General features: G+C 46.9%; 19 protein-coding genes and 2 pseudogenes. 5 read left to right on the plus strand and 16 right to left on the minus strand.

Annotation, left to right across the window (positions count from 1 at the left end; all coding sequences use genetic code 11):
• Positions 1-18: 18 nt before the first annotated feature.
• Together OSC7112_RS11085 and OSC7112_RS11090 are read right to left on the minus strand one after the other, a co-directional pair.
• Positions 19-1,518, minus strand: coding sequence for an O-antigen ligase family protein (locus OSC7112_RS11085; RefSeq protein ID WP_015175988.1), 1,500 nt, complete (start codon positions 1,516-1,518; stop codon positions 19-21).
• Positions 1,519-1,561: 43 nt separating this feature from the next.
• Positions 1,562-2,407, minus strand: a complete 846-nt coding sequence (locus OSC7112_RS11090) for a YaaW family protein (RefSeq protein ID WP_015175989.1) — start codon at positions 2,405-2,407, stop codon at positions 1,562-1,564.
• A gap of 275 nt (positions 2,408-2,682) precedes the next feature.
• Between OSC7112_RS11090 and OSC7112_RS11095 the strand changes: the two genes are divergently transcribed.
• The gene (locus OSC7112_RS11095; RefSeq protein WP_015175990.1) at positions 2,683-3,750 is read left to right on the plus strand and encodes an NAD(P)/FAD-dependent oxidoreductase; all 1,068 of its coding nucleotides are present in this window, start codon (positions 2,683-2,685) and stop codon (positions 3,748-3,750) included.
• Positions 3,751-3,789: 39 nt separating this feature from the next.
• Positions 3,790-4,356: a Uma2 family endonuclease gene (locus tag OSC7112_RS11100; RefSeq protein ID WP_015175991.1), complete on the plus strand. Its 567-nt coding sequence runs from the start codon at positions 3,790-3,792 to the stop codon at positions 4,354-4,356.
• Between the two features lie 58 nt (positions 4,357-4,414).
• Here the strand turns inward: OSC7112_RS11100 and OSC7112_RS11105 are convergent, their stop codons facing one another.
• The 4 genes from OSC7112_RS11105 to OSC7112_RS11120 form a co-directional block, all read right to left on the minus strand.
• Positions 4,415-5,299, minus strand: coding sequence for a Uma2 family endonuclease (locus OSC7112_RS11105; protein ID WP_015175992.1), 885 nt, complete (start codon positions 5,297-5,299; stop codon positions 4,415-4,417).
• Positions 5,300-5,572: 273 nt separating this feature from the next.
• On the minus strand, positions 5,573-6,508 hold the full coding sequence (locus OSC7112_RS11110) for a polysaccharide deacetylase family protein (protein WP_015175993.1): 936 nt from the start codon (positions 6,506-6,508) through the stop codon (positions 5,573-5,575).
• 492 nt (positions 6,509-7,000) lie between these two features.
• Positions 7,001-8,617: a bifunctional pantoate--beta-alanine ligase/(d)CMP kinase gene (locus tag OSC7112_RS11115; protein WP_015175994.1), complete on the minus strand. Its 1,617-nt coding sequence runs from the start codon at positions 8,615-8,617 to the stop codon at positions 7,001-7,003.
• A 194-nt stretch (positions 8,618-8,811) separates the two neighbouring features.
• Positions 8,812-9,888, minus strand: a complete 1,077-nt coding sequence (locus OSC7112_RS11120) for a septal ring lytic transglycosylase RlpA family protein (RefSeq protein ID WP_015175995.1) — start codon at positions 9,886-9,888, stop codon at positions 8,812-8,814.
• A 495-nt stretch (positions 9,889-10,383) separates the two neighbouring features.
• On the opposite strand from OSC7112_RS11120, the gene purM reads away from it, so the two are divergent.
• A complete protein-coding gene (gene purM, locus OSC7112_RS11125; protein ID WP_015175996.1) occupies positions 10,384-11,412 on the plus strand; it encodes a phosphoribosylformylglycinamidine cyclo-ligase in 1,029 nt (342 codons plus the stop codon).
• 425 nt (positions 11,413-11,837) lie between these two features.
• Here purM and OSC7112_RS11130 read toward each other — a convergent pair.
• A pseudogene (locus tag OSC7112_RS11130) lies at positions 11,838-12,949 on the minus strand (IS630 family transposase).
• 80 nt (positions 12,950-13,029) lie between these two features.
• On the opposite strand from OSC7112_RS11130, the pseudogene OSC7112_RS42350 reads away from it, so the two are divergent.
• Positions 13,030-13,191, plus strand: a pseudogene (locus OSC7112_RS42350) (hypothetical protein); the annotation flags it as partial.
• Positions 13,192-13,325: 134 nt separating this feature from the next.
• Here the strand turns inward: OSC7112_RS42350 and OSC7112_RS11135 are convergent.
• From OSC7112_RS11135 to OSC7112_RS11150, 4 genes are all read right to left on the minus strand, one after another.
• The gene (locus OSC7112_RS11135; RefSeq protein WP_041622480.1) at positions 13,326-13,508 is read right to left on the minus strand and encodes a hypothetical protein; all 183 of its coding nucleotides are present in this window, start codon (positions 13,506-13,508) and stop codon (positions 13,326-13,328) included.
• Positions 13,509-13,868: 360 nt separating this feature from the next.
• Entirely contained in the window at positions 13,869-14,528 is a 660-nt protein-coding gene (locus OSC7112_RS11140; RefSeq protein ID WP_015175997.1) for a Uma2 family endonuclease, read from the minus strand.
• Between the two features lie 64 nt (positions 14,529-14,592).
• Entirely contained in the window at positions 14,593-15,327 is a 735-nt protein-coding gene (locus OSC7112_RS11145) for a hypothetical protein (protein WP_015175998.1), read from the minus strand.
• 194 nt (positions 15,328-15,521) lie between these two features.
• Positions 15,522-16,145: a DedA family protein gene (locus OSC7112_RS11150; RefSeq protein WP_015175999.1), complete on the minus strand. Its 624-nt coding sequence runs from the start codon at positions 16,143-16,145 to the stop codon at positions 15,522-15,524.
• A gap of 346 nt (positions 16,146-16,491) precedes the next feature.
• On the opposite strand from OSC7112_RS11150, the gene OSC7112_RS11155 reads away from it, so the two are divergent.
• Positions 16,492-16,836, plus strand: a complete 345-nt coding sequence (locus OSC7112_RS11155; protein WP_015176000.1) for an STAS domain-containing protein — start codon at positions 16,492-16,494, stop codon at positions 16,834-16,836.
• Positions 16,837-16,862: 26 nt separating this feature from the next.
• Here the strand turns inward: OSC7112_RS11155 and OSC7112_RS11160 are convergent, their stop codons facing one another.
• From OSC7112_RS11160 to OSC7112_RS11180, 5 genes are all read right to left on the minus strand, one after another.
• A complete protein-coding gene (locus tag OSC7112_RS11160) occupies positions 16,863-17,531 on the minus strand; it encodes a hypothetical protein (protein WP_015176001.1) in 669 nt (222 codons plus the stop codon).
• The gene (locus OSC7112_RS11165; RefSeq protein ID WP_015176002.1) at positions 17,524-18,078 is read right to left on the minus strand and encodes an Npun_F5560 family protein; all 555 of its coding nucleotides are present in this window, start codon (positions 18,076-18,078) and stop codon (positions 17,524-17,526) included. Before OSC7112_RS11165 ends, OSC7112_RS11160 begins: the two co-directional genes overlap by 8 nt.
• A 262-nt stretch (positions 18,079-18,340) precedes the next feature.
• On the minus strand, positions 18,341-18,940 hold the full coding sequence (locus OSC7112_RS11170) for a class II aldolase/adducin family protein (RefSeq protein ID WP_015176003.1): 600 nt from the start codon (positions 18,938-18,940) through the stop codon (positions 18,341-18,343).
• 850 nt (positions 18,941-19,790) lie between these two features.
• Positions 19,791-20,714: a GumC domain-containing protein gene (locus tag OSC7112_RS11175; protein WP_223300812.1), complete on the minus strand. Its 924-nt coding sequence runs from the start codon at positions 20,712-20,714 to the stop codon at positions 19,791-19,793.
• A gap of 634 nt (positions 20,715-21,348) precedes the next feature.
• Positions 21,349-22,260, minus strand: coding sequence for an MBL fold metallo-hydrolase (locus OSC7112_RS11180; RefSeq protein ID WP_015176005.1), 912 nt, complete (start codon positions 22,258-22,260; stop codon positions 21,349-21,351).
• Position 22,261 lies beyond the last annotated feature (1 nt).

Below are 22,261 nucleotides of genomic sequence, written 5' to 3' on the forward strand. Positions count from 1 at the left end.
TGGCCGATGCCCGATCGCCTATTCCCTCTGGCTGACTCCGCAAATTGCGGCCAACAGCAACCAGCTTGTAGTATTAACTCGGAAATCAAACAGCGTCACATCTACAGTGTTAAAAAGCGTACAGGCGGCGAAGGCTAATAAATAACTGAAAAAAATTAGGCGATCTGCCGCTCTTAACTCTTGACAAAATACCTGATTTGTGATATCAAAATTTGAGTTGCGATCGATCGCTAAAGCATTTTCCCCTACCTCCTGTGTTGCTATTTGCTCGTGTTTGATATCAGCAGAAAACAGCGGCCAATTCGCCAGCAGCAAAACACCCCTAGCCAAAACCCAACCAACTAAGCCAAACAAAAAAAGCGTTGCGGGTATTCCCGTTTCCGCAGTCAACATCAATATCAAACTGTGAGGATGACCAAGCCATTCTTGCATCTGAGCTTGATAGAGAGGCGTAAAATTTCGCAATCCCCAACCAGTCCAAGGACGCTGCTGAGTCATCGACCAAGCAAATTCCCACTGAGTTTTTCTCAAAGTAGCAGTCGGCCGATTTGGGAACATCTCGTCGGTGAGTCTAGCCCAAAAGAAAGCCGGAACAATTCTTCGTAAAGATTGCCGCAGTGGTTCCGGGCCAAAGGCAGACAAAAAAATTGTGCTAGCCACACTCAAAACCGCAGCTAATAATTTTTTATAACCCGCATAAAATGCAAAAGCCAAAACTGCCAAAACTGCCATTCCCCAAGCATTGCGAGAATTAGTAAAAATCAAAGCAAGAGCCTGGACGATCGCTGCACAACTTAAAAATAGGAATCGGTAATTGGGCCTTGGGAATTGGGCATTGGGCATTGGTAAGTGGTGACGACTGACAACGGCCAACTGACAACTGCCAACTGACAACTGACAACTGACTTCTTCCATCCACAGTCCCATTGCTAAAATAAAAGCAATTGTCAGATAGCAAGCTAAAATATTAGCGTACATAAATACAGAAGCCATGCGGCCCGGGGGATTGCCTTGGGGTGCGAGTACCCAGCCAAAAATGGGCTGCAATTGATCGATGCCGCTCCAGCCTAAAAATTGCTGTCCCAAACCTAAAATTATCACTGGAATTGAACTAATTACGATCGTCCAAGACAATTGCCGCAATTGAGCCGGAGTTTTAATTAAACTGCTGAAAGTGGCAAACAATATAAAGAACGGCAAGAAATTGCACAACCCTAAAAAAGCCTCGATGCGGTTGTGGGCAAAAACGGCTGTGATGACGAGCAGCACGCTCAGAATTGCGAATCCTCGATTCAGCGGGCTGCGGCTAATTTGAAGGAACTTTTGCTTGCAAGTGCCAGCCAATCCCAGGAATAAACCTAAAGCTCCCAAAATCGGAATTAAGGGAAAAATCAGCATCCCCACTTGGGCGAAATTCCAAGGGATTTGCAGGCGGGGATCTGGATGTTTTTGGATGCGAGACTTGAGATTTTCGGCTGTCAGTTTAGCAGCTAATTTCAACCGATTTTTGATATTCACCCACACTCCCCATCTCAAATCTAAAATCTACAATCTACCATCGTTAAGCTAATTCCCAAACGCATTCCGATCGCGTTAATCGAATTTGAGCTAAGGCAAAAATGGTCGGGATAATGCGGCCGTAGTTCGTGGAAATCGCTCGCCAACCCAAATCCGCGAAAAACCAAGTCCACATCACCGGGCCGAGCAAGGAAAATACGCTCCGCGTCGCACCGTAACGAGCCGCACTCACCGCCATACCGCGCCTCGCCGTCTGAATGGCCACATAATTTTGAAACTGGGTTGCTGCGGTTGCAGTGCCTGCAAGCACTCCTTGTTTTGCCATTTGATAGGTGGCAAAATGCAGCGCAAATTGATTTGCCATTAGTTTGAGCAGCATTGGTTTTAAGATGGAACTAACAGCTAAAGCGCTGCCGCCTTTGAACAATAAACCCAGCGGGTCTTTTTCAGCAGAAATTGGCAGGGGTTCTGAGAGTTTAGAATCAACGATCGCTCGCTGTACGCGCACTGTCAGCGCTTGCCGTTCGTCGGCCGGTAAACGCTTCCACGCGCGGCCCATTAAGTGCAGAAATACTTCTGCCTCTAAGTCGGTGGTTGACAACTGTCTGGGATAAGGGATTTTGAGATAGCGACAAACTTGAATTAGTGCTTGTCTGTAAGTTACTTGTTGGGTTCGCCCTCTGAGTACCGTCAACCCGTCGGCTGCAAGATAGCGAAACCGCTGTTCTACGGCGTCGAGCCACGCTTCGCGATCGCGACTTTGTACATCTATCGGTGCGGGGGTTTGCACGTAATCTAAAGGGTTAAACTTGCGGCTGAACAGAAGTTCTGTTAGTTGCTGCAATTCTTCTTCTGTTGTCAATTCGAGTGCTGCTCTGAGTTCGTCCAAAATTTTGCCCTCCCCTATGCGATTTTAGATTTTAGATTTTAGATTTTAGATTGCGGCTGGTTGACAAGCATTAGGATTTAGGATTTACCTACGGTGGCTTTTTTTGATCTGGTCTTAATCGTGGATTCGTGCTGTCCTTTATTCTACTACTTGGTGCAGGGCGATGGCGGGACGCCCTCGCCCGTGCTACGGCTCTTTTGAGTCATCGGTAAAGTACAAATTCAGCCTGCAGCCTTTAAGCTGATGTTTAGATTCACAAGGCTGACTGATTGATTATGTTCGATGTTGCGGTGATTGGTGCGGGTATGGCGGGGCTGAGTTGCGCTCAACGGTTGCGTCAAGCTGGTTATTCTGTGGCGGTTGTTGAGAAATCTCGCGGCGCGGGGGGACGTGTAGCAACCCGCCGCGTACAGGGTACTAGGGCCGATCACGGGGCGCGGTATCTGGAACCCCAGGGGGACGCGGTGCAGGGGTTAATTAAGGCTTTGGTCGATCGGCACATCCTCAAACTCTGGACTGATACTGTCTGGGAATTCAGACAGGGGGAACTTTCTGCTATTGCTAGTTCTTGTTATGTCGCACCTGCGGGTATGAATGCTATCGGTAAGTATCTGGCGGAGGGTGTAGAAATTTGGTTTGGCCGCCGCGTACAAGCTATTTCTACTACAGATAACCAAATGTGGCATCTTTCCCTAGAAGTTACTGATGACAATTTACAGATACCTCAAGAATTGATTGCTAAGGCTGTGGTTGTGGCAATTCCTGCTCCTCAAGCTTTAATGTTTTTGAATTCGGAAATTGGTTTTAAATCTGATTTTCTTGACAAATTGCGTTCTGTGGAGTACGACCCTTGCATTACGGTTATGGCTGGCTATCCTGCGACAAAACAGCAAGATTTGAGCAATCTAAATCCGCAGTGGAAATCTGTTTCTTTTCCCGATAATTCTGATTTAGCTTGGGTTGGTTTGGACAGCAGCAAACGGCTCGATATGCAGCAGGCGGTGTTTGTGGTTCACAGCAGCGCAAATTTTGCCGAACGCTATTTAGAAGCTGGTGATTTGGAAACTGTCGGTCAGGAATTGCTCGATCGCACTTCTGAATATTTAATTCCTTGGCTGAAACAGCCGGAATGGTTGCAGGTTCACCGCTGGCGCTATGCTTTTTGTCGAAATCCTTTGCCTGTTTCTTGTTTGCCTGCTGGAGGGAATTTGCCGCTGGTTTGCGCGGGGGATTTGTGCGGGGAAGGCAAAATAGAAGCTGCTTTGCGATCGGGTTTGGCCGCAGCTAATTGGGTGAATTCTCAGTTGCAAAATTTGCCCTTAGATTCCAGCCTAAATTGGTAATATGGCTACAATTAAGGTATCAATTTTGCCTCTAACGCTATGATTGCCATCCCGTCTGGGTTTAGCCCCGAAGATTACCTTGCCCTCGAACGTGATAATACCGTCCGGCATGAATATCGGCGCGGTTTGGTGTACGCAATGGCGGGAGGTAGCGATGACCACAGCCGTCTCTGTATTAATTTTATAACTGCGATTAACCTTCACCTGCGCGATGGTGACTGTCAGTTTTTTTCGGCTGATGTCAAGGTGAATTATGCGGATGCCTTCTTCTACTATCCAGATGCGTTTGTCACCTGCGATCCGCGCGATCGCGAAGATCGTTATGTGAAGCGTTATCCCAAGTTGATTGCTGAGGTGCTATCCTCTTCGACAGAAAACTTCGATCGCGGTGAGAAGTTTGAGGATTATCAACAGCTTGAATCGTTGGAAGAGTATGTTTTAATCGCGCAGAACCAGATGCGGGTGGAGTGTCGCCGTCGGGTGCAGGATGCGAGTTCCCTGCGGTGGGAAACGGCGGTTTATGAAGCAGGCGATGCGGTGAGGTTGCGGAGTATTGGGCTGGAGATGCCGATCGAGGAGTTATATCGGGGTGTCAGCATACTCTGAACTCCTGAGATTCGATCGATTGAATTGCACTAACGGTTTCCTTTGGAGTAGCCTCCCTTTATCCCAAACCCTGCACCTCTTCCACCGACAGAGAAAGCGCCTGGGCAACTTGTTCGACGGTTAAACCCATTGCCAGTAGTTGGGGGATGGCATCTCGTTGTGTTTGCTCCACGCGATCGGCCCGTTGACGCTCAGCTTCAGCCCGTTGACGCTCAGCCTCAGCCCGTTGGCGTTCCTGTTCCGTGTGCAGGCGTTCGAGTCGAGCTTGCTCGCTCCCCGTCAGCAACAAATTCCCCTGATTATCCCACCAGCGCAACCAACGCTGTGTCTGATTTTGATAGCTGCCTTCCCATACACCTAACTCTACTCCCATGCGGTCGATCGGGTAATGTCCGCGATCGTTCGGTTCCAATCGACAATAACGGGCGTTTACACAGTTGTAGACTTCCAGTTGGCTGGTTTTGATTGTATAGATGGCGTAGTAGGGAATGCGGATAATCTGTTCGTATACCCAAAACTTTCCTGGTTTCTGATTAGTACCTTCTGGCAAACGAGATAAAGGCGTGTTGTCTCGTTCTTCGGAACCATCCCCACTCGCCAATTCGATCGCAATTATCGGCACCATATACTCGCGCCAAATCACGTAAGAGCGGCGAATTTCGCCGTCCAACAGGGGCGGAACGTTGGGGACGTAGAACCAGTCAGGGGCTTCGGCTCCGCGTTCGGGTGGGTCGGTTTCGCGCCAGTAGATACCACAATCTTGCCCGATCGCATATTGTCCGTCGGGGTGAAGCGTTTGCAGCGCGGTTTCGAGAGAATCGGTGAGCAGAATACTCTGGGGATGTTCTTGGAAGTTCTTCACGAACGTGCCGTCGGATTCGGGGAGTTGGGTGTGATCCGGGAAGGCGGGGGGCAACCCTGTCGCACTGAGACTTTGGGTCATGGCTGGTACGCGATCGACTGGCGATCGGACTGATGCTCTGTTACAGCATAGCGATTGTCGATCGATTTGTGTAGTTGAACAAGGAAGAAGGAAGAAGGAAGAGGGAAGAAGGGAAATGCAATTAAAGCAATGGTTTCAGCAGTTAAGAACCTCGCTGGACATCGGGCGCAGTTGCTACTTCTTCCTTCTTCGTTCGGCTAGAGTTCTGAAAAACTTATCGAACGACTTACAAAAAAATGGAAAAATGGTGGAAAGTCCCACTTTTACCTATTGTTATTTTTTTGCTGTTTCCTGGCCTTTTAACTCTTGGTCTTGCATCTGCAATAACTCGGGAACTGTTACGAAAATGTAGCCTTCCTTTCTCAATCTAGCAATAATCTCAGGCAAAGCTTTTACAGTTCTCGATCGATTGCCGCCGCCGTCGTGCATCAACACAATGCCGCCGGAATTTGCCTGCCTCATCACGTTGTCCATCAAAGATTCCGTAAGACTGCGCCAATCAAAAGAATCAGCAGACCACATCACAACTGCATAATTTTTCTTTTGAGCGTAAGCTGCCAATCCATTGTTTAAAATGCCTCCTGGGGGGCGGAACATCGATGTTTGGATGCCGGTCAAGTCCTCAATTAAGGATGAAGTGCGATCGATCTCGCGAGCGGCACCGTCTTCGTTATACTGAAGGTATTCATGGCTCCAAGTGTGATTGCCGATCGCGTGACCGGCAGCAGCGACTTTTTTGCCAAGCTCTGGAGAATTTTTCAGGTATCTTCCTACCCAGAAGAATGTAGCTTTAATATTGTTTTCCTTGAGAATATCTAGGATTTGTGTAGTTGTTTTCGGCCAGGGGCCGTCGTCAAATGTCAGGGCGATCGCCTTGTGCTGGGAGTCGAGTTTCGCGTGACTAATGGTTGTACCTTGAAACCGATCCGGTACGGCTGAGTGAAATCGGATTGCCTGCAATTGGGCTAGAGCATTTTGGGAAAATTCAACTCGACGGGCGATCGCCTGTTGGAGCCGATCGATATTGGAGATCGGCTGTTCTTCTTGCGAGTGGGATACGGCCAATACTTGCGCCTGAATCGGTGCCAAGGGCTGATTTACCCGCAAGTTAATCGGCAAAGTCACACCCACCAAAAAACTTCCTATGGCGGCCATAAAAGCAACAATTAAAGTTTTTCGCCGCCTCAAGATCCGTTTCAATTTTGTCACGTCATTCTCTCCTTCACACCTTGCACAGTTAATTTTATATTTTATGTTGATATCAACTTAATCCTCTTAAGAGGATAATTTTAAATCCGATTGCCCCTAAAAATACTACTGGAAATAACTGAGCGCGGAAAAGTCCGTCAGGATAAAAAACATTAAGACTTGTAGGCAAGAAATTCCCTCACCCATAAAAAATGGGATGGTTCAAATTTTCCCCCACCAAGCGGACGGCGCTCAAATCCGGTTAAGGGCACTTTATATTCTTAGGGACTCAGGCTGGGGCCCGCGTCCCTACCTAACGCTGCAAGATGTCAGGTTAAACTCACATCTTGCACCATTTTCCTGAACAGGCTGGACTGCCTGTTCCACTCATAGTTCAATTTTCTTGTCGAACACGCATCTTGTCCGCCCCTAAAATGCTTATTGACAATGGTGCGAGATGTGAGTTTAACCGGATTTGATATGAGTGGCGATCGATGCCCGCCAGTCCTAAAATTAACTTTTAGGGCCGATTCTCTCTTTGTACAAGCCGACAATCCGATCGATAACTTCGGCAACCGTCAGATTGTCTGTTTGAATTTCCACAGCATCGGCCGCTTTACGCAAAGGTGCAACCTCGCGGGTGCTGTCCTTTTCGTCCCGCAGGGCGATGTCTTGTTCCAATTGGGCCAAGCTAATATTAGCCCGATCGGTGTCTTTAAGTTCTAACAGCCGCCTGCGCGCTCGCTCTTGTACCGAAGCCGTCAAAAAAATCTTCAGTTCCGCATCGGGAAACACGTTAGTGCCGATATCGCGGCCTTCTGCTATAATTCCGCCTTTTGTGCCGCAGCGCCGCTGTTCCTCCACCAGAAACTGTCGCACGGCGGGAATTGCCGCCATTTCCGAGACGCGGGATGTCACTTCCAAACTGCGAATTGCCTCGGTTACGTCTTCCCCGTTAATCTTCAACATCGGGGACGCGGGATCGAGGTTGTATGCCAAATAACTGGAACTGATTAATTCGGCGATCGCGCATTCGTCGGAAATCGGCGTGTCTGTTTTCAATGCCAGCCAAGTCAGCGCCCGATACATCGCACCGGTATCGAGATAAAACAAGTTCAAAGCAGTTGCTGCAAGGCGAGTTACGGTAGATTTGCCTGCTCCCGCCGGGCCGTCGATCGCCACAATGGGGCGGCGATTCCTGAGAATTATATTGTCAATCAAGCGAGTAGAGCCAACTCTGGCGGCCACGGCTAAAAGTCCCGCTGTTTCCACAACCTGCAACGGCGTCAGAGTGTCGGGATCGACGAGTTCGGCGTATTCGAGCTTGACTGCGGGTTCTTCTGCGACTGCTGCGCGGGCGGCAGCGAGTGCGGCTGCTGCGGTGCGGTCCCCTGAAGAAAAAGTTTTCGAGGCTTGTTGCAGGGCGCGGTAGAGTACGGAGGCTTGCTGTTTTTGCTCTGCTGTTAAATACTGATTGCGAGAACTCATTGCCAGTCCCGACTCTTCGCGGACGATCGGACAAGCGACAATCTCTACAGGCAAGTTAAAATCAAAGACCAGCTTCCGAATAATTGCTAGCTGCTGGGCGTCTTTTTGACCGAAATAAGCTTTTGTCGGCTGCACCAAACTCAAAAGTTTAGTAACAATTGCCGCGACGCCTTGAAAATGACCGGGCCTTGCTTTGCCGCACAAAACCGATGTCATCGCCGGTGGCGGCACTACTTGAGTTAAGGATGAAAGGTGAATCTCTATCTGTTTTTGGGCGGTTTGCTCTGTTTCTGTACGCGCGGCGAAGCTATCGGGTAGGGAATCGACCGTTTGGTTGCCGAACATTTCAGTTGCTGAGGGAGCAAATACGGCATCAACCCCAACTTGTTCGCACAACAGCCGGTCTTGCTCGAAATTCCGAGGATAATCTTGAAAATCTTCTGTCGGCCCAAATTGCAGCGGGTTGACAAAAATGCCGATCAGGGCGATCGCATTTTCTTGCCTTGCCCGCTGGATCAAGCTCAGATGCCCTGCGTGCAAAGCTCCCATCGTCGGCACCAAACCGACTGTCAAATTAGGTGCAGCAGACTTTTGTAAATTTAAGTAGCAGCGAAGTGCTGCAATGGTAGTAAACAGGCGCACCGGTATAATCTCCTGAAGGCATTCGGCAGAATGCAGAGTTTATGTGTCAGAATTTGTTCGACTTGACATCTTGCACCATCCTCAAGAACAGATAAGATGCCTCTTCCACAAATAATGGTGCAAGATGTCAGTTTTATTCTACTTTCTGCCTTCTACACTTTGGATAACTTTTGTATTCTGCCTGAGAGCAGCCTTTAGCGCCCACCAGTTGTTTGCTGCGGCGGTTCGATCACTTCGATTTCCACTCTGGCAACGCCACTGCCGATCATTCCCAGCACGTTGGCTGCGCCGGCGGACAAGTCAATGAGCCGATCGCCCACATAGGGGCCGCGGTCATTAATGCGGACGACTACGCTGCGGCCGTTGTCGAGATTTCTCACCATGACTCTAGTTCCAAAGGGCAAGTGGCGGTGGGCTGCGGTCAAATCATTTTGGTTGAAACGCTCGCCGCTGGCGCTGAGGTTGCCGTCAAATCCCGGGCCGTACCAGGAAGCCCAGCCGCTGAGGCGCACTTGAACTGGGCCCAGAGACAGCACGGGGGATTCTGGTTGGGGTTTGCCTGCGACTTCTTCCAGGGGTGGGGCGTTGCCCAGAAGTCGGCGGAGGCGATTGGTTGCTTGCAGGGCGTCTCGGCTAAAGTCGCTGGTAGTGTCGGGGAGGATGGTTTCGGCGTTGATGTTTACCAAGTCCTCGCCGTTTGCCTGGATAATGTAGCGATCGCCTTTTTCCCACTTAACGGTAATGCTGTTGGGATCGATGTTGTTGCGGGCTAGCTGGTTGAGTCTTGCTGCTAAGCTTGATGCCCGCCACACTGGATCGGGTTCTGGGTTGCTCGAGTTGCTGGCAATGTTTCCAACTTTGGGATTTTCTCTCGCGCCCGCTACTTTCGACGGACTGCTAGCACCGGCTTGGCTGTTGCCAGTTTCTCCCAAAGGCGTGTTTGTTTCCGGATTCGCGTTCAGAAAGGTGATGACTGGAATGTTTCGCACGTAGACTGTCGCTGCTTGTCGCCCGCCTAAGTCGTGGGGCTGAATTTTGGCGATCGAGTCTCGGGCAATTTCAGCTCTGGCTTGATACTGATACTGTCCGACTTTTTGTGCTTCGACCCGAGTAGCGTTTAACTGCGGGGACGGTTGGGTGGCAATTACTTGCTTGGAAACCTGAGAGTTTTGGTTGTCGGCACCTGTTGCTTGTGCGTGACAAGAGGATGCCGTTCCTACCACAGGAACTAACAGGACAGCGAGTAGACCACCAACAAATTTTTCCTTCATACGTCCATTTTTGTGAATAGCTATTGCCAACCGAGATTGGAGGATTGGCCGTTTGGCGGCAGGCGTCAAGGATTTCTCTCTTGCCCTTCGCCATTCCCCCGTGAGTCAAAGCAAAGTATCCGGGTGCGTTTTGGCTTTAATGCTTCCGCCCCAAACAAAAATGGCGGAAACTTCCCTGACACTTGACAACTCGTACTCGATCGGCAATTTGTGTTTTGTTCACGAACTGCAACAGACTACCACAAACTTTTGCGGTTGGGGATCGCTGCGATCGCGATTTTCACCAAATCTTCATCAAATATTCTCAAAACCCTCTATCATAAAATCCTTTAGTTCCAGGGGTTACAGCCGTTTCAGTCATTACGGAAAAATTTACAAAAATTTACAAAACTTTATTGTATTTTGTGGGCTACGCAATGGCTAGTCTTAAAAAAGCTGTTTGTCAACTGTTATGGGAATAAACTAAAAATTAGAAGAAATCGATTTGGCAGACTTATGGATTATCGAGAAGCAGGTGTGGATGTTGAGGCGGGCAGAGCTTTTGTCTCGCGCATCGGGAGTATGGTCAAGAGCACGCACCGATCGGGAGTTTTGGGCGGATTCGGCGGGTTTAGCGGTTTTTTCAGCGTCCCGGAGGGTTTAAAAGAGCCGGTGATGGTTTCGGGTACTGACGGCGTTGGGACTAAGTTGAAATTGGCCCACAATCTCGATCGGCACGACACGGTAGGTATCGACTTGGTGGCGATGTGCGTCAACGACGTGCTGACATCCGGGGCCGAACCCCTCTTTTTTCTCGATTATTTAGCCACGGGAAAGTTAAATCCCGAACAATTAGCTGCGGTGGTGGCCGGCATTGCTGACGGTTGCAAGCAAGCGGGCTGTGCTTTACTCGGAGGGGAAACGGCAGAAATGCCCGGTTTTTACTCTTCGGGTGAGTACGATTTGGCGGGGTTTTGTGTGGGAATTGTCGAAAAGAGCAAATTGTTGGACGGTTCGCGGGTGCAGGTGGGAGATGTGGCTGTGGGGCTGGCAAGTTCGGGCGTGCACAGCAACGGTTTTAGTTTGGTGAGAAAAATTGCTGGCGATCTGGGTTTTGACTGGCATTCCCAACCAGAAAAGTTAGGTGGCAAAACTTTAGGAGAAGTGCTGCTAACTCCGACTAAAATTTATGTTAAACCAGTCCTCGAAGCAATTAAGAGCGGTCTAGAAATTCACGGCATGGCTCACATTACGGGCGGCGGTTTGCCGGAAAATTTGCCCCGCTGTTTGGGAGTTAATCAATCTGTCAGAATTGACAGCAATAGCTGGCCAAATTTGCCAATTTTTCAGTGGATTGCTGAAGCAGGCCAAGTTGCCCCAGCAGATATGTTCAATACTTTTAATATGGGGATTGGATTTGTGCTGTTGCTCGATTACAGGGAAGTAGAACAGGCTGTTAAATGGTTTGAATCTCAGGGAATTGGTGCTTGGGCGATCGGGGAAGTGATTGAGGGGAAAGGAGAATTGATAATAGGTAACGGGTAAGCTGTTGCGGCATTTAAATTGTCTGTCAAAAAAATCAAAGTCTTGTGGGGTGGGCGTCCCGCCCGCCCTGAATATACAATTTAAATGCGCGACAGCTTAATAGGTAATTAGTAGGAAGCTATCGCAGGGGCTGAAGATTGCTTCGTTTTGCTTTGTGCAATAACAGACAATCTCAATCTGCTTTCATCTGTGTATATCTGCGGTTAAATTTATATTTTTGAAAGTAACCGCAGAGGACGCAGAGGACACAGAGGAAGAAAGAGAAAAAGGAATTCACAACAGATGACTCGTTGCTACAATTTTAAATGAAAGTGAAATAAGCTGTTGTGCCTTGAAATACGGTATAATTCAAAATGATTTCCGTGATTAGTGTAAATTTTTCCGCCGAACGTTTACATTAATTGAAGAGCTAAGCTGTTGCACATTTAAACTGTGATACAAGCACTGCCCTTATTTTTGATTTTGCGACCCCATTTAATTATTAATTGCCCTTCATTTAAGAGGCGGTGCAATAAATACTCTAGCTCTTCAATAGATGTAAAAAGTCGATTGGCAATATATTCTTTTGCCGAATACCATACTAATTCAATTAAGTGATAGTCGGGGCTGTATTCGGGGAGGAATTCTAAATGAAGATTAGGCATTTCTGTTTCAATTATTTTCAGGTACTCTTCTTTCTTATGAAAACTAGCATTGTCCAGAACAATCACTATTTTCGCTCCTTTTTTAGCAAATTCTGAGGCTTGATTACCTGCTGATACCCATTCATTGATTAGCTCTTCATAAAAAAGTTTTAGCACTTGATAAAAATTATATGAATTGCCTTTTTTGAGAAACTCTACCCACCTTTTTTTGTCCGAATTCCTCACTCCTCCCATTACATTAACTCTGCCTTTTATTCGGTCTCCTCGGACTTTTTTTCGGCTGCCTTTTTTACACCAGTTCTTTCTGCGGGTGACTCTTAAACTAAATCCACTCTCGTCCCAAAACCATACCTGTAAACGTTCTGGCGATTCTTTTTCTCTTTCTAAATATTCTGCTATCTTTATTTTAAACGCTGTTCGTTTTTCAGGGTTTCTCTTAGATTCTAGGCTATACTTGGCCCAGATGTAAACATACTTTTTTTGCTTTAATATCCTCCTAACTTGTCCTCCACTTAATTTTATTTCTGTGGGATTTTCTAAGTATGTTGCTAATCTCTGCGCTGTCCATCGTCCAAAATCATATCCTAATTCTTGAGGGTATTTTTCTCGAGTTTCTAATAATAAATCTATATATTTCTCTGTGGCTTTTTTTTGATTTTCCTTCATCCTTTCATCTATTAAATTTTCTAGATTGTCGGGTCTCCCTTCGTACACCAATAAGATACTTTGTTGATTGAACAGCCCAAAAAATCAGCGATTTTAGATTGTGTTTTGCCGTCATTGAGCAATAATAAAATCAGAATTCTTTCTCTAATATTTGCCTTTTCTTACTCTTTTAAAGCTTTCTGTAGTTTCTCTATTTGTTTGGGATTGAGATGGTTTGGGGCTGGCATTTTTGTAGGAATTGACTACTAAACTTTTATTATACCCTATTTAAAGGCACAACAGCTTAGATGTACCAAAAAACTACACTGGTATAACTCTTTCAACTACAAAAGCTAGTGGTGAAACAAATACTAAAACCATACTTTGTGAAAGCAATCAACCTTCAAAATATCCTCCAGGTTTACCAGTAGTTATCAACAACACAGATATAAATTGTCCTTCAGGTTATCGAGATTTAAGCAAATATTAAGCGCCAACAAGCCCTAGATACTCTGATACTTTTTCAAAAAATTTTTGAAGTGCGATCCGATCGCACCCACGTCATCTACCACATAAACAGTTCTTTATCCACATAAAGATATTTCCCCAAAACCGTCATCGGCATCATCTCCCCGCTGCCAAGCAAATCAATTGAAACCCATCTAGAATCAATATTTGAAACAATTCTTCATCATCTTTTATCAAACTAGCATCTAATTCAATAACTTGACTTTCTTCCCTCATTACCTGCAACAAATCAGAAGTAAATACCAGAAATATTTCTTCATTATTACACCGCGCAGTCAAGGAATTGCCGTAAACCCCCGTAGCTTCAATATCAGATATTTCCCATTAGTTTAAGAGATAATTTTTGTCTAAATACTCAACGATTTTTCCAACTCTCAATTCCCGTTTTTATTCTGCTTCGCAGCAAAGAGTCACAGCCCATTTTTGACCGATATTATAGGTGATAGCCGACTTTTTAGATTTCATAATGTTTCCGGGATTTTACTTGAATCTACTCGCTTAATTCGATCCTTATATCCTGTCCTGTCGATCTCTGGCTATATTTCGGCCGGGGCGGGTTTTTGAGATTGTCAATTATTGGCCGGTATTGTTGGTGAACCCGCCCCTACAAGAACTACGGTCAATTGGTCGGACATAATATTACTTAATCAAATTGTTCGAGGGCGATCGCTCTTCAGACTCAGATTCAAAATCCACGCGATCGTAAATATCACCCAACCGCATCTCAAACTCCACGCAACTCAATCTCAACACCGCATCAGCACCATCATACTCAGACAAAACCCACTTATTATCATCCGTCTTAGAAAACTGTTCGACGTGCATCTCGTATTGATCTATCAAAACATACTCTCGAAAACTAGGAATCGTCCGAAAAAGTTTAAACTTGCCACCCCTGTCATAATCCGCCGTCGATTCCGATAAAACCTCAGCGACCATCACCGCATTAGTAATCGTATCTTTCCTACCCTCCGCAAACTCCAACTTCCCCGCCACCAACATCACATCAGGATAAGTATAAACCCGCTTTGACGGTATCCACAAACGCAAATCGTTTATAAATACTCGGTACGGTTGTCCTTTGGTAGAAAAATTCAAAGTCCCGCTAAAATTAAGAGCTATTTGATTGTGATTCGGTGTTCCGCCTGTCATAGGAATTATCTTGCCATCGTGATATTCGCTTCTAAATTTTGCCCCCTCTTCCAGCATTAAATACTCTTCGGGAGAGTAATATATCTGTACTTTTTCCTCAACTTTGTCCTCAGCTAATTCTTCGCGGATTTCTGTTAATGCCGTCATAGTAAATCCTCATTTGCTCCTAGTCACAATTATAGCCGCATCATCCACAAATCGAAACTACTGCTCACAATCCCAAATCTGTCGTCTCAATTAGATTCCCCTCAAACTCAAAACCCCGGTTCAAACCATCAAAATACTTCTCAATATTAGGCTTAATCCAAAGCGCTGCTTCCCCGTGTCCCAACTCCACAGATCGATCGACTACCTCATACCAAATTGTCAGGCTAACTCCCGTCGCTTGCACCGCCTTCAAACAATCCCAAACAAACTTTGGCACCGATACCGGCGACACTGCATACCTCAACAATTCCTGTGCACCTTCTGGCAAAATAATCAGATTGCTGGCAACTACGATCGTACCTATATCTTCTTCTCTTTCCCCCTGCCAATTCACTTCGCCATTTAAAACATAACCCCAAGGTTCAAGAAAATTGTCGATAAGATACTGCAACCATTCGACATAATCATAAAACTTTTCCGCGCCGCTCCATTTAATCCCCCCACCGTCAGCAGTAGGAATCCACTTACACCACAATCCGGGCTGAGTCTTCGGCGGGCGGTTGTAATTAACAACAGAAACTTCGGAGTCTTCATCCCATTTTTCATTCACAAAATAGCAGCCTTCTTCGCCCACAGGCAAACCCACCGCTGTTCTCGCCGGATCGGGAATACTTTGCAAAATCGCCGCATTTCGCTTCATCCGTCGAGTTCGAGAAAACTCTAATAAATAAATAGCTTCGCTGTCTAATAACCGTTTATTTAAATGAAATATCCCGTCAAAAGTTGTAGTGTATCCCATGATTTATACCTATTATAAATGTATGGTTTCGTTTTTTTTTACAACAAAGTTTATTATCTGTGGAACGTGCTTCTAGACCGTTGCTAATCTTGGCACAAAATGTAAGTTTAACCTCGGATGTTCAACTATTATAAAGAACGGGCAAGATGCCCGTTCCACAAGAATATTGATTTTTTGGGTAACGGATTGCAGCCTTACTTAGTCTTGTCCAAACTACGCGACTCCAACCAAATAGGAATTGCAATCCAAGCAACTGCTAACAGCAAAGCCAATACCGCAAATTGAGCAGCCCAAGCTACCAATTTCTCTAAAGACACAACTTGTCCCAAGAAGTAGGATAAACTCACCATTACAGATGCCCAGCTTGCAGCACCCAGAATATTGAACAGCGAAAATTTCCAAAAAGGCATTTCTGCAATACCCGCTAGGGGGCTAGCAAAAATTCGCAGCAGTGCGATGAAACGGCCCAAAAATACGGCTTTAGCTGCATTTTTGCTAAACTGTTCTTTTAAGTCAAACAGTTGTTCTTCTCGAAAGCGGAAAAATTGTCCCAGCTTCAGCAGCAGCGGCCAGCCGCCGTACCTGCCGATCGCATAACCAAAATTTCCGCCCAATGTAGCACCAGCGATCGCACTGCCGAGCACAAACCAGTAATTCAGTTCACCGCTGCCAGCTAAAAACCCGCCAGCAATCGTAATTGTCTCGCCTGGAAGAGGAACTCCCAGATTTTCCAGCAAAATTCCCAGAAATACTGCCCAGTAGCCGTAATCGCGCGCAAACTGCTGAATAGTCTCTAACGATAAAAACTCAAAAGACATTCGATACTGCCTTCGTAAACTTTTGCAAAGCTCAATACATCTATATATTGGCTCGATTCAGGCAATAGTGCAATCTTTCGCTGTGATGAAGAACACACTGTTGTCGCGATCGCTGGTATAACTAAAAATTAGCCTTTCAGGCATACTAGACTAATAGAGAATTGTTGCGGTTGCGTTCCGCGCGATCGCTAGCCACTTTCCTACTAAATTTATCACAACGGCTCTCTCCACTGATTCCCTAGCCCGATCGCGCATCCTAAAACATACGCTGAAATCCCCTGAGTCTTTCAAGAGAGTCAGCAACTAAACTAACTTATTCATACTTTACGATCGTAGGATAACTGCTATGGAATTTCGCAACTTCAACCAACCCATCGTCCTCCAACCTCACAACTGCCTCGACTCCCAAGCCGGCAGCCTCCTCCAGAAGCAGCTAGCCGAGATTGTGCCCGATCGCCACAAACTCTGGGTAATAGACATGGCCGCCGTAGATTTCATCGACAGTTCCGGGATCTGCGCCTTAGTCGGCGGACTCAACGCCGCCCGCCACCGGGGATGCCGCCTCGTCATCTGCAACCTCTCAGCAACAGTCAGGCTAATATTTGAAATTACTCAACTCGACCAACTCTTTGAAATCTTCGACAGTTTCGAGCAAGTTATCTCCACTGAAACTCCGGCTTTAGTTGCTTGATGAAAATTAGCTGCCCTGTTCAAATCTCAAGTTTCCCAAAGACTGGAAGCAAGCGCAGAGCTAATTTGAATATCATAAATAGGTGTATTTGTCAAGCAATACCAATGACAAACAAATAAATCCGGCACTTGAACGCCGACAGAAGCGATCGCAGGTGCAGCCGGAAAAGGCCAAAGTCGATCGAAACAAATCCTTTCCCCTACAAACCCAAACTGCATCAAATAAGTCGCCGGGGGCGCATTTAAAAGATTCAGCAAGCGGTAAGCCAACTCATACAACTGCTGTCGCCAAACATCCGACAAATGCACCGGTTGAGAGTAACTCAACTCGCCAGACTGCTTGTCAGGTTCCCCACCGATCGCCTCAGCATACAGTGGCCCCTTTGCCGTCAACACCACAGGCAGCCAAAAATTGCCACCGCCGACGGGAAAAAGCAACTCCTGGGACACTCGCTCCCGCGCCGCCGAAACATTCCTACAAAATCGAAACACCTCTCGAGCCGGAAAAACCAGATTTTCTGGCACATCCAGCGTCAAAGGACAAAATATCGCCTCACCCGGAGCGATCGCGCCCGCATTTAGTTCCGAAACCGCACAGATATCGACTTCAGTTAAAGGATGAGATTGAGCGATCGCCGCCTTGAGACTTGCGGCCGGATCTTTCTCAGCACCCGCCACAATCAAAACCTTAGACATTGCCAAAGCTCGGCATTTGAATGCCCCGATCGTCCGTTTCATCCACGCTCGGCAGATCCAGCCCCTTAGCCTTGCGGCTCCGCACAGCGAGACGGTAAGTTACGCTTTGCAACTCAGTGTGCAACTGGCGGTTTTCCTTTTGCAATTGCTCCAACTTTTCCTTAATCGGATCTAGCCGCTCGGCAAACTTCTGGCGGTAAACCCCCGGCAATTCCTGCACTACCTGTTCTAGCATCCGAGAGCGATCCGTCAATTCTTGCACCGACTGCCGCAGTTGGTAAACCTCAGCATCCCGCTCTGCGATTTGTTCTTGATAAAAACCCACCTGTTCTTCAACAGCTTGGAGTTGTTCCCGCATTGCCTGCATTTGAGCTTGGTGGCGATCGGAAACTTCCGGCGCCGGCACAAAACTAGAATTGCCCTTCACCAGCCGGAAAAGTTCTTGAGACAACTGCTGCACCAATTGGTCGCGCATTTGCAGCTCTTCGGTGAGACGAGATACCTCTGATTGCAATTCTTTTGAGCTTACAAGTTTAGTTTGATTCACGATGACTCTCAGCTTTTGTTATATAATGCGTTGCTCTTTAAAAATATCTTTCCCTTACCCCAGAGGCAAGAGGCACTTCAAAAGTTTTGAACCCATTAGGCTAAATCGAGCCAGCGGCCCGATGTCAAGGGTAAAGCTCAGTCTAACTCAAATCAGGCATCCACGTCATCACCTGAGTTTTTTGCCACAGACACAGGTAAAATCCCAGGTTTTTTGTAAATAAACCTGGTTTTTTAGATTTTTCGGAGAATAGTGCCAGAGTTTAGGTGTAACCAATTACAGCCGAAAGCACTTTGCCAGCTTCGTCCACGGTGCTGCCAAAACAGATAATGCCGTCCTCGTGACCGGCCATCGCCAGAATTTGGCGCTCTGCCAAGTTCTCTTCCTCAAAAAGTCTAAACATTTCTAAGGCCATCTGGGGAGTGCCGTAAGGTATTTCTTTTCTAGTAGTAGGAATCTTAAACAGCAGTTGCCGCCATAGATTAGGATTATGGACGTGAATTATCCCGCCCACATCCTGTCTTTGAAGGTACAGGGCCCCGTGAGTCAGGGACTCCGACGAAGCTTGTACGGGGCCCCGGCAGCCGAGGTAATTTTTTTCTAAGTTAAATTCGGTAACAGTACAGTAGAGTTCAGGCCCCAGAGTTCTTAAGTGTGCAGTCTGGGTTCCCGAAATCACGAATTGGCAAGAATTGCCTAGTCTGACGCTGACGTTGCCAAACCCTATGCCATTTTCGTAGACGCCAATTAATCCCCAAGCGTGGAGCCGATCGCGCCAGTCCATCAAATCTGCTATGTTCCCGGCAGCTACAGGGCCTGCCTCTTCCCAATCACAGCGGTACTTAACGACTCCTTCATCCATTGTTTTTTCCGAGCTGACACGGCAGACATGGCCCAAGCTGAGACTTAATCGAAGTTGTCAAGAAGTTCTCAAACAGATTTTTTTGCCTGCTGCCTTATGTCTCGGTGCATAAGTGCCTTAACTAATCTACATTCCAGTGTCGCCGTAATTAGCGACCGACATTAGCAAAAAGTAAGCTAGGAAAGTTGAACCAATTATTCCCAAAATCATGATTTAGCCTCTAGGTGATTACAAAATTTCAATATGAAAATGTACGATTTCAGTCGGGGAGTTTGATTCCAGGCTTTTGCCCGATCGAGTTTCTGATGTGAAACTACATAACTTCCTTGAATCGCTTATTGCTTTATATTACCGCATTTCTACTGATTTGAGTTAGACCTTAAGAAACATTTAAGGATAAACTACCCCCTGATTCAGTAAATTCTATAAAAAGCAACCGTACATTTACTTATTTTTTAGATTATACATATATTTAAGCAAAAAGCAAGCGGAACAAAAAAAATATTTTTTAGCCAGTCTGGGACGAACTGGCGGAATCTTCGGGTGATCTACGTTAGTCAACACCTCTGAGCGAGCAATTTATAGCTCCGGGGCATCCTACAAGCTAAGAAACCGGGTTGAGCGTTATCATGTCGGGTAAAATCACCGCAACGCCAGCTCGCGTCGGCGGGTTCACCAAAATCTGTAATAGTAGTATAAGTTATAGATCCCGTAAACCCGTGCCCACCGAGAGGGGGATAGTCGATCGACCGAACCTGATATAAGTCCTATTAAGAAACAAACAAGCCGATCGAGCTGTCAGGACCCGATCGGCTAAATTTTGCTGTGAAGCGCGATCGCCCCCAGCCGTTTAAATGTGGAAGTGATACAAGATGCTGCCGTCGTCTTTAATTTCGCAATTGGCATTAAAAACTTCAGCTTGTTGGTTCAAAAAACGCTGAGCCACATCCGGCGACAGCCGCGTTTCCATCGCAAACCGCACCAGAGTTATTTCGCCGCGGCCTTCTTTGATCAGTCGGTACAAAGCACTTTGGAGCCTTTCGCTCTCTTCTCGCTGAAAAGCTGCTTTGTACCTCCAATCCGCCACCGAAGGAATCAAACCGCGGCTGACCAAAATCGCCAACAGCAAGCCAATTCCCAAAATCAGAGGCACTGTCGGATCGCTCGTGGGCGTCGCCACAATTTGGGGCACTGTAGCGGCGGCCAAACTGCTAACCATTTCTTTTTCCGACGCTTGCGTATCCGCCATTGCAAGCTGAGTTTTGTTGTAAAAGTCTTGCTGAAGCTTCATTTGCTGCAACAGGCGAGCGCGTTCTCTTTCGTATTGGTCGAGTTTTTGCTGAGCTTGTTTCAGGTCTTGAGTGACTTGTGCCAAGCGTTGGTTGAGCGACTGATTGACTGATTGCCACCGATATCTGTTAATCAGGCGGCTTTTTTCAACCATGCCCTTCATCAACATATCCACCGTTTGGATTGCTTGCTCCCGATCGAGCGAGCGATACCCAACCACAATTTCTAGGGGTTGTTCCGGCTTAGAAATCTTGACACTAGCATTTTGTCGAACTTGCTGGGGCGACTGCTTAACTGCATCTGCCACTGCTTTGACAACATTGTCTGCTAGGAGAACCTCCGGGGTAAGTTGCTCTCCCTGCTTGAGAATTGTCGTACCCGTGGTCGAAAATTTGACTGGCGGATTATTAGAAGTGAGAGTGCCTTGAGCCATGAATCCGGGGGGCGGGGCGAGGCGGTAGGCCAGGGCGCCTGAAATACCCATAATTACAGCAAAACTGCCTAAGGCAATCCATCTGTATTGATGTGCTGAAGATCTAAAACGTAAATTTCCCATTTTGATAGTCAAGTCATAACATTCGCTTGCCGCAGCTACTGCCAAACCCAAGAGCGATCGTTTCTTTCTGGTCAGTCAAATTGACTCCTGAAAATTTTCTCAGTTTGTACCTAAAAGCTATTAGCTTTTGAGAGCTGTCAATATTCATGAACCCAAAAAACCGATCGCGCTTTTATTTGATCCGAGCTATAACTTCAGTTTCTGTCCTTAATAATTAATCTGTAACAAGGCTTCTGGAAGTCTACTGGCACTTCTACTAGCACTCAGGCTTGCGATCGCCTCGCCTCCCCGTGTTTGTTGACATTCAAAACAGTCTCCTTTTCACCCTTGGCAATTCTCCAATTATCTTACGTCTTGGCGTTTTGCGGACGCCGTTGAAGAATAAAAAAAACCTTAAATACTCTGCCTAAAAACTTAACAAGCAAAAATTATACCATGCAGTTAAGAGTTTGCTGCAAATTAAAAAAAATTGTGGATCGGGGGGGGAGACCAGATCCACATATTTACATAACAATTACGGTTCGATCGGTTGGTGGTTCGATCGAGCGTCAGAAGCGAATGTTCAGAAGCCGATCGGCAAAATAAGACCCTCGCGGGCCATGACAGCCTTGGGAAAAGCGATTTGCACATCTTCGGCGATGCGATCGAGAAAATCGTCAGTGTGAGCCGGATCGTGGTGAAAAATCACCACTCGTTTCACCCGCGCCTCCTTAGCCATTCTCACCGCCTCCTGCCAAGTCGAGTGTCCCCAACCCACCTTCGGAGACTTGGGGTTGTGATATTCCTCGTCTGTGTACATCGCGTCGTAAATCAGCACATCAGCGTCGAGGGCTAAATTGTAAACATTCTCATCTAGCCGATCGGGAAAATGTTCGGTATCCGAACAGTAAACAACAGATCGTCCCTGCCAACTCACCCGATATCCCATAGCAGTATTGGGGTGATTCAGAGAACCCGTCCTAATCTCAATATCGTCCAGCATCATCGTCTGGTTGTGATTGAGTTCGTAAAAATTCAAATCTGCCTGCAAACCCATCAGCGGCACCGGCGAATTCGAGTGGAGCACCCGTTCGACGAAGTGCCTTTTCATGCAATCTCCATCCGGCGGAGTCGCCCCGTAAATATCAAAGCTATTGCCGCGGATGAAAGCTGGGGCGAACAGCGGGAAACCTTGAATGTGATCCCAGTGATAGTGAGTAAAAAACATATAAGCTTGCACGGGCATTTCTTGCACCAACTGGTCTCCCAGCATCCGCAAGCCTGTTCCGCCGTCAAAAATCAAGCGTTTGCCAGCGACTCGCATTTCCAAACAAGAAGTATTGCCGCCGTAGCGAACAGTTTCCTGTCCGGGTGTCGGAACACTGCCCCGGACGCCCCAGAACTGTACTACAAAATCATCTATACCTTTTATTGATTCGGAGGGTTGAGGGCAATCAAGGGGAGTTGCCGCTACAGAGGACAAGCTGATTTCCATT

Origin of the sequence: Oscillatoria nigro-viridis PCC 7112 (assembly GCF_000317475.1) — a bacterium.
Classification (GTDB): domain Bacteria; phylum Cyanobacteriota; class Cyanobacteriia; order Cyanobacteriales; family Microcoleaceae; genus Microcoleus; species Microcoleus nigroviridis.